Annotated in this window: 12 protein-coding genes; 4 read left to right on the plus strand and 8 right to left on the minus strand. The window is 61.0% G+C overall.

Annotated features, from left to right (window positions below; translation table 11 throughout):
- Nucleotides 1–145 precede the first annotated feature (145 nt).
- Entirely contained in the window at nt 146–1,327 is a 1,182-nt protein-coding gene (hmpA, locus tag AC3ISG_RS20065; protein WP_489297786.1) for an NO-inducible flavohemoprotein, read from the minus strand.
- Between the two features lie 289 nt (nt 1,328–1,616).
- On the opposite strand from hmpA, the gene AC3ISG_RS20070 reads away from it, so the two are divergent.
- From AC3ISG_RS20070 to AC3ISG_RS20085, 4 genes are all read left to right on the plus strand, one after another.
- Nucleotides 1,617–2,513 (plus strand): chemotaxis protein CheV, encoded by an 897-nt coding sequence (locus AC3ISG_RS20070; protein WP_122534999.1) that lies wholly within the window; start codon nt 1,617–1,619, stop codon nt 2,511–2,513.
- A 41-nt stretch (nt 2,514–2,554) separates the two neighbouring features.
- Entirely contained in the window at nt 2,555–3,016 is a 462-nt protein-coding gene (locus tag AC3ISG_RS20075; protein WP_489297787.1) for a GNAT family N-acetyltransferase, read from the plus strand.
- Nucleotides 3,017–3,064: 48 nt separating this feature from the next.
- The gene (locus AC3ISG_RS20080; RefSeq protein WP_163023052.1) at nt 3,065–3,391 is read left to right on the plus strand and encodes a hypothetical protein; all 327 of its coding nucleotides are present in this window, start codon (nt 3,065–3,067) and stop codon (nt 3,389–3,391) included.
- A gap of 104 nt (nt 3,392–3,495) precedes the next feature.
- Nucleotides 3,496–4,458: a GlxA family transcriptional regulator gene (locus AC3ISG_RS20085; RefSeq protein WP_489297788.1), complete on the plus strand. Its 963-nt coding sequence runs from the start codon at nt 3,496–3,498 to the stop codon at nt 4,456–4,458.
- Between the two features lie 49 nt (nt 4,459–4,507).
- Here the strand turns inward: AC3ISG_RS20085 and AC3ISG_RS20090 are convergent, their stop codons facing one another.
- The 7 genes from AC3ISG_RS20090 to AC3ISG_RS20120 form a co-directional block, all read right to left on the minus strand.
- Nucleotides 4,508–4,741, minus strand: coding sequence for a hypothetical protein (locus AC3ISG_RS20090; RefSeq protein ID WP_489297789.1), 234 nt, complete (start codon nt 4,739–4,741; stop codon nt 4,508–4,510).
- A 110-nt stretch (nt 4,742–4,851) separates the two neighbouring features.
- A complete protein-coding gene (locus tag AC3ISG_RS20095; RefSeq protein WP_489297790.1) occupies nt 4,852–5,844 on the minus strand; it encodes a fimbrial protein in 993 nt (330 codons plus the stop codon).
- A 1-nt stretch (nt 5,845) separates the two neighbouring features.
- Nucleotides 5,846–6,619, minus strand: a complete 774-nt coding sequence (locus tag AC3ISG_RS20100; protein WP_489297791.1) for a fimbrial biogenesis chaperone — start codon at nt 6,617–6,619, stop codon at nt 5,846–5,848.
- Nucleotides 6,616–9,042: a fimbria/pilus outer membrane usher protein gene (locus AC3ISG_RS20105; protein ID WP_489297792.1), complete on the minus strand. Its 2,427-nt coding sequence runs from the start codon at nt 9,040–9,042 to the stop codon at nt 6,616–6,618. Before AC3ISG_RS20105 ends, AC3ISG_RS20100 begins: the two co-directional genes overlap by 4 nt.
- 288 nt (nt 9,043–9,330) lie before the next feature.
- Nucleotides 9,331–10,074 carry a fimbrial biogenesis chaperone gene (locus AC3ISG_RS20110; protein WP_489297793.1) on the minus strand — a complete coding sequence of 248 codons (744 nt, stop codon included), beginning with the start codon at nt 10,072–10,074 and terminating at the stop codon, nt 9,331–9,333.
- A gap of 72 nt (nt 10,075–10,146) precedes the next feature.
- Nucleotides 10,147–10,731: a fimbrial protein gene (locus AC3ISG_RS20115; RefSeq protein WP_489297794.1), complete on the minus strand. Its 585-nt coding sequence runs from the start codon at nt 10,729–10,731 to the stop codon at nt 10,147–10,149.
- Nucleotides 10,732–11,069: 338 nt separating this feature from the next.
- Entirely contained in the window at nt 11,070–11,399 is a 330-nt protein-coding gene (locus tag AC3ISG_RS20120; RefSeq protein WP_272632434.1) for a hypothetical protein, read from the minus strand.
- Between the last annotated feature and the right edge of the window lie 199 nt (nt 11,400–11,598).

Here is an 11,598-nt window from a genome sequence, read left to right on the forward strand (position 1 = left end):
AGCGTTAACATTCCAATTCAAACGCTAGTGTGAGCGCTCCTGTTTCCTGCCTATATATAGAAGAGTGCGGCTTTTTGTCGCAGACACGGATCACCGCATTGGGCCCTTCTATATATATGTAGGATGCGTCTAATTGTCGCAGCGATTATTCCAGCGCTGACGCAGGACCGAAGAATTCATAACGCGCCTGTGCCTCGGGCACCCCGGCCGCTTTCAGTTGACGCTTGATCGCCGCCATGAAGCCTTTTGGGCCCAGGAAGTAGGCGTCAACGTCGCGATTCTCCGGCAGCCATTGCTCCAGGCGTGTCTGATCCAGCAGACCCGTCCCATGGGCCGCCGGGCTGACGCCGTCATCTTCGGCATAGCAATAGAAACGCTTGAGCTGAGGATGCTTGCTCGCCAGGCTCTCGATCCAGTCGCGAAATGCATGGACCGAGCCGTTGCGTGCGCAGTGGATGAAGTAAATCGGCCGCTGGGTCGGCAACGCCGCCTCAAGCATCGTGAGGGTTGGCGTGATGCCGACACCCCCGCTGATGAGCACCAGCGGTTTGTCGCTGTCGGTCAGTGTGAACTCCCCCGACGGCGGATACAGATTGATGCTGTCGCCGATCTGCAGGTGATCGTGCAGGTAATTGGAAGCGACACCGTCCGGTTCGCGCTTGACGCTGATGCGGTACTGGTTATTGCCGGCCAGCGCCGACAACGAGTAGTTGCGGCGGATTTCTTCGCCCTCCACCTGCAACTGCAGACCGATGTACTGGCCGGCAGTAAACTGCAAAATCGGCTTGCCGTCTGCAGGGGCGAAGTAGAACGAGGTGATTTCCGAGCTCTCCCGAGTCTTGGCGACGACCTTGAATTCCCGCGCGCCACGCCAGCCGCCCACTGCCTGTGCCTTTTCGTCGTAGATGGTTTTTTCTGCGCCGATCAAAATGTCGGCCAGTTGCCCGTAGGCGTTGCCCCACGCCGTAATCACCTCGTCAGTGGCAATTTCGGCCCCCAGCACTTGGCGGATGGATTCGAGCAGGCATTCCCCGACAAGAGGGTAGTGCTCGGGCAGAATCTGAAGGGCTACGTGCTTGTTGATGATTTTGGCGACCAGATCGCCCAGTTGATCAAGCTGATCGATATGACGCGCGTACATCAACACCCCGTTCGCCAGTGCGCGAGGCTGATCGCCGCTGGCCTGATGTGCCTGATTGAACAGAGGACGTACTTGTGGGTATCGATCGAGCAGCATTTTGTAGAAATGGGTAATCAGCGCTTCTCCGCCGCTTTCCAGCAGTGGCACTGTTGACTTGACGATGGCACGATCCGATGCGGACAACATAAAAGAGCTCCCGAGATGTGATGAGGATGGGTTACCTCGGTAGTTCAGGAATCGTGCCAGCGACACCAAGGCCCGAAATCAAGGGCTTGGCCACCGCACAGTCAATATGACTCGAGAAAACGGTAGGTCAAAGTGACTTGATCGCAGTCAAAATGACTGCGATTCGGACGGACCACATGGCCGGGAAAAACCGAAAGCGTTAAAGCCTGCCCTCAGCGGGTCGATAAACCGTCATCGAAAGCTGTTGGCCGATTCCATGCGGCCAGGCAACGCATCACAGAAGGTTTATATGTCCAAGAACGTCCGTGCGGATTCACTCTCGCTTCTGCTGTTCACGTTACGCAGCGGAAAGCTGATGGCGATCAACCTGCTCAAGGTCAGTGAAATCATTCCCTGCCCTCCCCTCACGCGTCTGCCGGAATCCCATCCCCACGTCAAAGGCGTCGCCACCTTGCGCGGCAATCCGCTGTCAGTGATCGACCTGAGTCGTGCCATTGGCGAGCGCCCGTTGGTGGACCCGGATGGCGGCTGCCTGATCGTCACCGATGTCAGCCGCTCCAAGCAGGGGCTGCACGTGCAGGCCGTCAGCAAGATCGTTCACTGCCTGACCACCGACATTCGTCCGCCTCCGTTTGGCTCCGGCAACAAGTCATTCATCACCGGCGTGACGCAGGTGGACGGGACGCTGGTTCAGGTGCTGGACATCGAGAAGGTGATTCACGGTATCGCCCCGCCTCGCATTGTTGCAGAGCGCGCCGAGCTGCGCCCTGAAGACGCCGAAGTGCTCGCCAAGGCGCGTATTCTGGTGGTCGATGACAGTCAGGTGGCGCTGCAGCAATCGGTGATCACTCTGCGCAATCTGGGCGTCGAATGCCACACGGCCCGCAGCGCGCGGGAAGCCATTGATCAACTGCTTGAACTGCAAGGCACCGCACAGCAGATCAACGTGGTGGTGTCCGACATCGAGATGTCGGAAATGGACGGCTACGCGCTCACTCGTACACTTCGGGAAACACCGGACTTTCAGGCGCTGTACGTGCTGCTGCACACTTCACTGGACAGCGCGATGAACGCCGAAAAAGCCAACGCTGCCGGCGCCAACGCGGTTCTGACAAAATTTTCCTCGCCCGAGCTGACACGATGCTTGATCGAAGCCGCCCGCACGGTCGAAGCTCAGGGCATCTGAGACCGACCGCAGGCGATGCCTCCACCGCGCATTACTGGCTGATGCGCCGCGACCTCGGCCCGACCCTTGATGATCCGGGGTGGCCGGCCTCCGTGCGCCTCGTTGAATTCACCGCGCAAAACGCGGCGTCGGTGCACCAATTGCTGGTGCTGGGCCGCGAGCACGGTGGCGGTCGCGTCGCAGATTACCCCGCATGGCTTGACGCCTTCGAGACTGATCCTGAGTGTGATCGGGCGCTGTGTTTCGTGCTGGAGGACGCTCAGGGTGTGGTCGCGGTTGCGCAATGCTGGACCAGCGCGTTCATCCGCAACCTGGTGGTTCACCCTCGCGCGCGCAATCAGGGCTTGGGGCTCACGCTGCTCGATCAGGTGTTCAAAGCCTTTCGCCAGCGCGGTGAGGGCCACGTCGACCTTAAGGTGATGGAAAGCAATCTCGGCGCACACCGGCTGTATGAGCGCGCCGGTATGCAATATATTCAGCGCCACGAACTGGAACCGCGCTGATTCTGCGCCGGGCCGCGTTCACCCCTCACGCCATGGAGATGCCTACCCGTGAAGATGCACACCGCGCTGCTGCTCGTACTAACCGCCGCCGCTGCTGGTCAGGCCAATGCCTCCAGCCCGGACGCCTGGACCGCCTTCAACAAAACCCTGGTCGACAGTTGTGTCAGCGCCAGCTCCCTGAAGAACGCCAAACCTGCCGGCGCTGACGCTGCCTTCGATGACAGCGTCGGCTTCAACGCGCTGTTGATCAAAGGTCAGTACAAACAGGCGTTCATGAAGAACAAGACGGGAACCGAGCTCTGCCTCTACGACCGCAAGAACAAGAAAGCGCTGATTACTGAGTGGGACAACGTCACCACGTTGCCGAAGAAGTAAGGCAACTTGCGCTCGGACCGTTCGCGGCGTGTGCCTGGCTGGCGGGATAATTCCCACAGCAACCCTCGCCTTCAAGCCTCCCCTTTCGGTCTGGGTGTGCCGGCATGAAGCGCGTCGCGATCGTGCTGTTTCCCAACGTTCAGTCCCTGGACGTGGCCGGGCCACTCGACGTCTTCGCAGAAGCCAACCGCTTCCTGCCCGAGGGGGATGGCTACGAGATCGTCACCATCGGCTCGGCGCCCTATCCGATCATTGCGTCCAACGGCATGCCGCTGGGTGCGCAGTATTCCCTGGCGGACGCGCCTAAGCCGTTCGACACCCTCCTGATTCCCGGCGGGCCTTCGCTGCCGGACGCCGCGGAAATGCCCGCACTAACCCAGTGGCTGCTGCAGGCCGTGCCCCAGGCGAGACGCTACGGTTCGATCTGCACCGGGGCGTTCGTCCTCGGGCACGCCGGTTTGCTGGATGGCCGGCAGGCCGCTACCCACTGGAGCCACGCTCGACAACTCGCCGACCGGTTCCCCCACGCGAGGGTCGAGCCTGATCGCATTTACGTTCGCGACGGCGCGCTGATGACATCAGCCGGGGTCACAGCGGGGATCGACATGGCGCTGGCATTGGTGGCGGAGGATCACGGCCCGGCGATTTCCCTCGCGGTGGCCAAGCGTCTGCTGGTGGTCGCCCAGCGTCAGGGCGGGCAGTCGCAATTCAGCCCGTACCTCACGGCGTCGGCAGACGACGATTCGCCCGTGGCCAAGGTGCAGCGCTATGTGATGGAGCACATCGGCGAACCGTTTTCAGTGGAGCGGCTGGCCGACGTGGTGGCGATGAGTCCGCGCACGTTCGCCCGGGTATTTGCCCGCGACGCCAAGGTCACCCCTGCAGAGTTCGTGCAGCGCGCGCGCATCGACGCTGCCCGGCACTTGCTGGAAGGCAGCGAAATGGTGATCAAGGCGGTGGCGTATCACTGCGGGTTTGGCAGCGCCGCGCGGATGCGGCTGATCTTCAGCCAGCGTCTGGGAGTGACGCCGACTCAATACCGGGACAGTTTTCGCAAGGACGCATGAGCATGGCGGGCGGAGAATGATCCTGCTGCGCGCGTCAGCGAAAGCGTAATCAGCGCTTGCCCATCGACCGACGTGTGCCTGATGGCGCAACGCCCGGACGCTTGTCGTGGTTCGATTTGCCTGAACCCTTGTAGTGCTGCTGATCCTTCTTCGCCTGCAACAACTCGCTCGGTTTGAACGGGAAGCTGAAGGCGGGAATCGCAGGTTTTGTATCCGCCGGGACAGCGTTGATGTCGACCGACGTGTCCAGTTCAGGAGCGGGCGTGTGTTCGGGGGTAGTCATGAAAGCTCCGGGATGGCAGACGGTCGAGGAATACGGGCGGCGCCCGAGGGCCGCGCAGCATACCTGAATCGCCGCCGGATCGCTGCTGCCAACAGACCGGCTGCGCCCGCCTATTTGTAGAACAGATCCACCATCACTTCCGCTGAAAAAGGCCCCGCGGTCGGCGTGCTGGTTTGCCACAGCAGTTCGGCGTTGAAGTCGGCCGTGTCCGAGTAGTTGCCCTCCAGAAGATCGGTCAGGTGAAAGGGTTCGTGGAAAGGCACGGGCGAGCGGTCGCGGGCCTGAGTGATCCGAATGCCGATGCTGTCGTTGTCGACCGGCACCAGCACATCGCCCTTGAGTATCCCGGACACCGGGGTAATCCGAGCATTGAGGCTGAACGGCGATTCGCAGGTCCGGCTGGTGGCCAGGGCAAAGCGCTGAAAAGTCGCCATCTCTCCCACTCGCACATTGCGAATGGCAACGTCGCCGAAGTCCACCGTCTCGGGCATGACGCGCAATTCGGCGTTGCACGCCACAAAGCGCAAGCCCATCAGGTTGTTGATGACGTAGCTCAATGTGCCGTCAGCCCCGGAACTCGGCCCGTCACGGCCATCCAGTTGAAACATCCGATAGTCGTACAGATCACTGGCGACGCCGGAGGGCGGGGTCGGGCCGTACTTCTCTATGAACACCGAAAACGGCAGGTTGAACGTGACGCTCGGGCAACGCGAGCTAGAATCCGTGCAGGCAGGCGCCTGCTGTTGCGTAGGAATCCGCCCGCTGTTTTGCACGTAATCAACGCTACTGAACGTAAGCCCGGCACGAATCCCTTCCCCGATCTGCAAGTTGTCAGGGTTCAGGTACATAAACACGTCTTCAGGGCCGCCCGCTTCGTCCCGCGCACACTCGACGGCAAGGTTCAATCGCTCCGAGCGCCAGACCACGCTGCCATCAGGCAGATTAGCGGGAATGGCAACGGTGCTGCTCAGGTCCGCACGAACCACCGACTCGCCTGCGCCTTGGGTCTTGCAGGTCAGCGCCAGTGCGAGACCGGGCATCAATAGCGTCATCAGCAACGTGATCGGCAGCATCAGCCATCTTCGGATGATGGATGTTTTCATGTCAGCATTTCCCTATGAGTGAGTGTGAATCCGGCTTGCCCAGCGGCACAGTGAACGGCTGCCCTTCCCGAAATGGCGCGCAGTACTCACGCTGTCCGCCGTAATCGGTCATGGCCTTGAAGCTCAGGGTTTCGGGCAGTGTGCCCTTCGTACCGAGGGCAGGCGGCGTCAGTGATGCGTCCGAAAAAGGCGGCAGCAAACGGTGGTCCGCGACCTTGATTCCATTGATGCGCAGGTCTTGCAGCGAAACGTGATACGGCGTCGGGTTGCGCAGGGACAGCGCAGCGTTGGCCGACGGGACGCGTTGCCAGATCAGCGTTTGCGGGGCATCCGCCGGATCGCCGGCCAGCCCCGCCGGGCGGTAGAACACGTTGATGCGCTGGCGTATGGCAATGCTCAGTTGCTGAACCGCCGGGCTGCGCCGTGGGATTTCCAGCACGTACAGATGCAGCATCGACTCCCGGTCCTGGGGCATTCCGATGCCTTCATAGAGCAGGCGCAAGGTCTGCTTGCCCTTGGCGGGCAGGCGCGCCAGATGCGGGGTCAACGCAAACGGCAGATCGGCTGAAGGCCCATTGCCTGGTTGATCGTCCCCCCGCGGCGTATCGAGCCAGGCTTGAATCAGGGCCTCGGAAGCTCCGCGGTTACTGACCTCGATCGTCGCCTCGTTCCAGCGACCGTCGAAGATCAACCGGGTGCCTGACAGCGACACCGCGCCTTGGGCCATGCCGCTGATCAAGACCAGCAAAATACCTGACAGGCAAGCGCGGTTCATTGGCACTGCACCTTCAGGCGATCGTAGCTGCGGTGGGCTTCTTTCGGCGGCAGCACGAAGGTTGCGCGGCACTGTTGACCGGTCCATTTGACGATGAGCTCGCCGCTGTCCCGTTCGCTCAGTACCAGTGCTCGCCCGCTCGGATCGACGGTCGCCAGCGGCTTGCCCTGCTCGTCCTCCACCGCTGCGCCCATTGGCACGCGGCTGCCATCGGCCCGCTCCAGGTCGAATTGCACACGCCGGCCAATTGCCGTGCGAAAGCTGACCAAGGGCGCCGCGCCACGGCGGGGCACGACTTGATCCACGGCATTCTCCAGCTCGACGTCGGCACCTAACTGACGCGTGTCGAGGTTGACCCAGTTGGTCCGATACGGCTGAGCGTAAGGCAGGATGGCGTAGCCGTTATAGGCGGTTTCGACGTTGCTGAAATTGCTCAGCCGCGCACCGCTGACGTCTTTTACCTGCACCAGGGCGAAGGTCTCGCCCAGGGGCTGACCGAAATTCACCCCGCCCGCATGAGCAACCACCGAACCTGAAGCGCCCATGCTCAGCGCCTGATAATCCCTGCCCTGCCCGTAGCCCGCGTCAAAGCGCCCGTAGGCCGTTGTGGTGCTGAGTTTGCCGAAGCCCGATGAGCCCGACGCACTGTCGTGGCCGGCCTGCAGCGAGTAGAAGCTGTTGCGGTCGTCGAACAGCTGACCGTTCAAGCCGGACTGCAGGCTGGACGCGCCGGCGCTGTCACGAACGGCATTGGCAAACAGCCGCGACGAACCGGAATCGCTTCCCAGCGGCAGGCTCACTGTCAGCGCAATGCGGTTGTCGGACTGGCTTTCTCCGCTGCGTTCGAAGGTCTGATTGCGCTCCACCGACACGTTGTAGCTAAGGCTACGCCACGCCGAGTTCCACGACAGATAAAGCTGTCGCGTCTTGCTGCCTCTGTCCCAGTAGCGCTGCTCGGATCCAGTAAAGCTCAGCGACGCAGACTGCTCCGGCAGCGCCTGGGTCAGGCTGATTTCGATGCGATCTTTGGCGCGCGCGCGGGCTGATCCGTCATCTGCTTGCAACGCATCGACGTGATCGTCGAACGTCAGGTATTGATCCGTTGAATAGCGATAACCGGCCACGGCGAGGGTGGTGTTGGTCAGGTCCAGCGTATTGGCGTAGCGCACGCGCAGGCTCTGTCCGCTGTAGCGTTGCTCGCGCTGTCGGCTGAGGGACTGGGTCAGGTCCAGCGACACCGCGCCGAGCCCGGTATTGATCCCCGCGCCGATGTTGCCCGCCTGATAATCCTCGGCGATTTGCACGCCGCCCGCTGCGGTCACCTGCTCGGTCAGGCCATACACCAGCGTGCCACTGGCAAACGAGGGTGAAAGGCCGTCTTCAGTGTTGCTGTCGTATTGCCCCGCGGCGAGGCTGTAACGCAACGCGCCTTTCGGCACCATGATGGGCAGTGACGCATAGGCCTGCACGAACATGCGCCTGCTGCCATCGGCTTCAACCACCGTCACTTCCAGATCACCGTTCGACCCGCTGGGGTAGATGTCGGTGATTTCGAACGGCCCCGGCGAGACGTTGCCGCTGTACAGCATGAAACCGTTCTGCCGCACTTCCACCAACGCGTTGGTTTCGGCGATGCCACGAATGACCGGCGCGAACAGGCGCTCGCTGTCAGGCAACATGCCTTCATCGGACATCACCATGGCGCCGAGGAATCGAACGCTGTCGAAGACTTGCGAATCGGTAAAGGTCTCGCCCAGGGTCAGCTGGCTTTTCAGCGACGTGATGTCCCGCTGCATGAACGTACGATTGCTGCGAAAGCGGTAAGGCTGATCATTGCCATAGGTCAGCGAAGACTCGTTGCGCAGCCGCCAGGCACCCAGATTCATGCCGTTGCGCAGGCTCAGGTAATACTGATCCTGCGCTTGAGATCCACCTTGGCCGCTGCGGGAGCGCCGCGCGCCGCTGAAGTTGTAATTGACGAAACCGACGGTCTCGCCTTCGTCCCATAATTCCGGCGGCACGTAGCCGCGAGCGCTGCGCGACATCATCGCCTGAGGAATGCTGATGTTCAGGCGCAAGCTCGCCGGCTGGTAATCGACGCGGGCAAATTCGACACGCGCTGGGAGATCGAAGCACGCTGTCGGCGAGGTGTCGCCGTCTAGCACAGCCTCCGCGTTCATGCCGAACTGGCGGAGCATGTCCAGGGTGAGACAGGGTTCGACGGAGCCTTTTTCAGCATTGGGGACAAAGTTGATGTCGCGCCGCCCGCTCAGGACACGGTTGACGTAGACGTCCACCCGATAGCTTCCGGGTACCACGCTGTTGCCATGCAGAAACGTCGCGAGATCGGCAGGCTGATCGGTGCCCTGAATGAACGAGGTATTGAATTTCACATCGGTCGCGGCGCTGTGTTGATCAGTCATTGCCGTCGCAGACGAGGCCAGCGCCAGTCCTGCCGATGCAAGGATGATCCTTGCCAACGGGTTCAGCAGGAACGGCTGGCGTGCCTGATGTCTGCGGTCGACGGGGGAAAAGCATGCTGCGGTCCGTGCATGTCCCTTGGTGTGATCTCGGGGTTCCATTGGCTGGTTTCACTCGTGTTCTCGATTCCGACGCGCTGGCAAAATCATGTTTGGCAGGCGCAAGGCGCTGGAGCCGCATGACTGCGACCGAAGAAAGACCTGGGCAAAATTCGACCCGCAACCGAGTGGCTACTCGGCGTGGGTCACGACATTGGCGGCCTTGATGGCTTGGGTCGGCTGTCCACCAGACACCTTTGCGGTGTACGGCTCCTGCGCGCCGAAATCGTTGATGCTGATGAACCGAAGGTCCACCGCCTGACCGCTGGCTGTCTGCTTGAGCGGCAACTGCACGGTCTGCAGGGGCGACAGCATCCGGCTGTCGGCGGTGAACAGCGTCTTGCCCTGCTGTCGGGCGTCGATCTGGATCATCGACACGTGATAGGGCGTCGGATTGCTGACTTCCAGCTGGCCGTCGTGCACGCGCCACCGCAGGTTTTTTGCAGCGTCGAGCGGGTCGCCACTCAATGCGGCGGGACGGTAAAAGAGCTTGATACGCTGGCGAATCGCGATCTGCAGCTGGTTGTCTTTCGCCGATTGCGGGATCTCCTGGACGTTGAGCCAGAACACCGACTCGCGGTCCTGAGGCAAACCTTCGCCGGCGTAGATCACCCGAATCATTTGCCGCGTACTGCCCGCCATTCGCGCCAGCGGCGGGGTGACGACGAAGGGCAGGTTCTCGGTGTCGCTCTGCGCTTCGAGCCAGGACTGGGCAAGGATGTCAGCCGTGCCGCTGTTGTTCACAACGAAACTGACCTCCTTGTCCGTGGCCTGGTAGATGACACGCGTGGTGTTGAGCACGATACCCGCCTGCGCCGGGGCAGCCAGAAGCAACCCCAGCCAGATGGCGGAGCAACGAATGAAATCAGGAAGCATGATGAGACCGTCTCGGGTTTGGAAGTGAGCGCGTGAGGAAGGCGAGCGAGCAGTGCCCGCTCGCCTGCTACATCACTGGTAATCCATCACGAACGGCAGGAAGCCGTCGGCGTTACCCGGGTTGGTCGGCGCGCCATTGAGAACGTAAACCGCGCCGAAGTTGATCTCGGCGGTAGCGCCATCGGCGCCGTCCTTGATCAGCGGCGTGTCGATGGTTTCGTTGCCGCTCAGGTCCATCAACTGGTTGGATGCATTGAGCAGGCCGATGCCCACACCGTCTGCCGCACCGGTAGCCCGCAACAGTTTCTGATCGAGGTTATCCAGACCGCTGCCTTGACGGGCGACGAAGCGCATGTTGACAGTGTTGTATTGAGCGGCGCCGCCGGTGCAGTTGACCAACAGCTGGATGGGCGAAGCGGTTTCAAGTTTGTTATCGGTAAAGAGCCCGATGTCGGAGAAAGAGACGTTGCCGAGGTCTACGTTGATCTCGCCCGGGTTGTTGCCGGGGGTTGCGCCAGTCCCGGCGCCGATGTCACACGTGATGTTGGTCAGGGTGCCGGTGAAAACAAGTTTGCCGTTGTTGGCAGCATTCGCGGTACCGGAAATGCCGAGGCCGATTGCGGCCACGATAGCCAGGGTAAGAGAAAGCTTTTTCATATAACGACGTTCCTTGTGTCGATTCGTGTGTGCCCAAAAGGACGAGACGAACTATAAGCAGCGCTTCCAAAGGCGGCTGTCAGGCGCTCTACTTCCTATGGACAGAAAGGACAGTGGCGCGCGTCGGACTTTTCAGTAGGAGGTTACGCTTTTGTGTCACATCTCCCGTAGGCCGGGGCTTGCGTGATTGAGCCTTCAGAAAACCTGGTACGAACGTTTGCACCGTGCCCCGAAAGGCCTGGCCGCCGAAGGCCGGCTTAAAAGCCTTCACCCACAAAAAACCCGGCTCGATTGAGCCGGGTTCGTCAGCGAATGTTTTAGGGGGAGCTAGAAACCGCCTATTGGTAAGTCAGCGTGACGATGCCCGCGTGAACATCCGGCCCGGCTGAGGACAGCTCGTTGTAAGTGACCTGTACGGGCCCAACTCGCTGAGCGCACGCGTCGTCACCACCGCTATCGCCCACGGTCAGATAAGTGTCGGCTCGCAAGGTTTTAAAAGAGCCGGTTGAAGACGGAGCGCTATAAACCTGCGCGTCGCACGTCGCATTGGTCACGCTGCCGTGAAACATGAGCGCGCCTTGGGCAGCCCAGGCGGCTGGCGTTGTAACGGCATACGCACCGATGACCGTGATCGAGAAAAACAGCGAAACAGCCTTTTGGCTTTTCATCGCAAACACTCCGGAGTAGGCCCGGCTCACAAAGTAAGTCCCGGCCTGTGAACACGCATTTAGAACTCACGAAGTTTATGTAGGAATTTTCCCCGTCACAGTAGAACTCGTTCATCGAAACTCGTGGCTTCTACTTGGGTATCGCCCTGCGGCGCTGTTTCTTTACCCACGTTCATCGTCTGCCCTTATTCACCTGACA

This window comes from Pseudomonas sp. GL_135, from assembly GCF_057834665.1.

What these genes read in the sequence shown, in the direction of transcription:
- hmpA (WP_489297786.1), bottom strand. Translation starts at nt 1,327, where the DNA reads ATGTTGTCCGCATCGGATCGTGCCATCGTCAAGTCAACAGTGCCACTG.
- AC3ISG_RS20070 (WP_122534999.1), top strand. Translation starts at nt 1,617, where the DNA reads ATGTCCAAGAACGTCCGTGCGGATTCACTCTCGCTTCTGCTGTTCACG.
- AC3ISG_RS20075 (WP_489297787.1), top strand. Translation starts at nt 2,555, where the DNA reads ATGCGCCGCGACCTCGGCCCGACCCTTGATGATCCGGGGTGGCCGGCC.
- AC3ISG_RS20085 (WP_489297788.1), top strand. Translation starts at nt 3,496, where the DNA reads ATGAAGCGCGTCGCGATCGTGCTGTTTCCCAACGTTCAGTCCCTGGAC.
- AC3ISG_RS20090 (WP_489297789.1), bottom strand. Translation starts at nt 4,741, where the DNA reads ATGACTACCCCCGAACACACGCCCGCTCCTGAACTGGACACGTCGGTC.
- AC3ISG_RS20095 (WP_489297790.1), bottom strand. Translation starts at nt 5,844, where the DNA reads ATGAAAACATCCATCATCCGAAGATGGCTGATGCTGCCGATCACGTTG.
- AC3ISG_RS20100 (WP_489297791.1), bottom strand. Translation starts at nt 6,619, where the DNA reads ATGAACCGCGCTTGCCTGTCAGGTATTTTGCTGGTCTTGATCAGCGGC.
- AC3ISG_RS20105 (WP_489297792.1), bottom strand. Translation starts at nt 9,042, where the DNA reads ATGACTGATCAACACAGCGCCGCGACCGATGTGAAATTCAATACCTCG.
- AC3ISG_RS20110 (WP_489297793.1), bottom strand. Translation starts at nt 10,074, where the DNA reads ATGCTTCCTGATTTCATTCGTTGCTCCGCCATCTGGCTGGGGTTGCTT.
- AC3ISG_RS20115 (WP_489297794.1), bottom strand. Translation starts at nt 10,731, where the DNA reads ATGAAAAAGCTTTCTCTTACCCTGGCTATCGTGGCCGCAATCGGCCTC.
- AC3ISG_RS20120 (WP_272632434.1), bottom strand. Translation starts at nt 11,399, where the DNA reads ATGAAAAGCCAAAAGGCTGTTTCGCTGTTTTTCTCGATCACGGTCATC.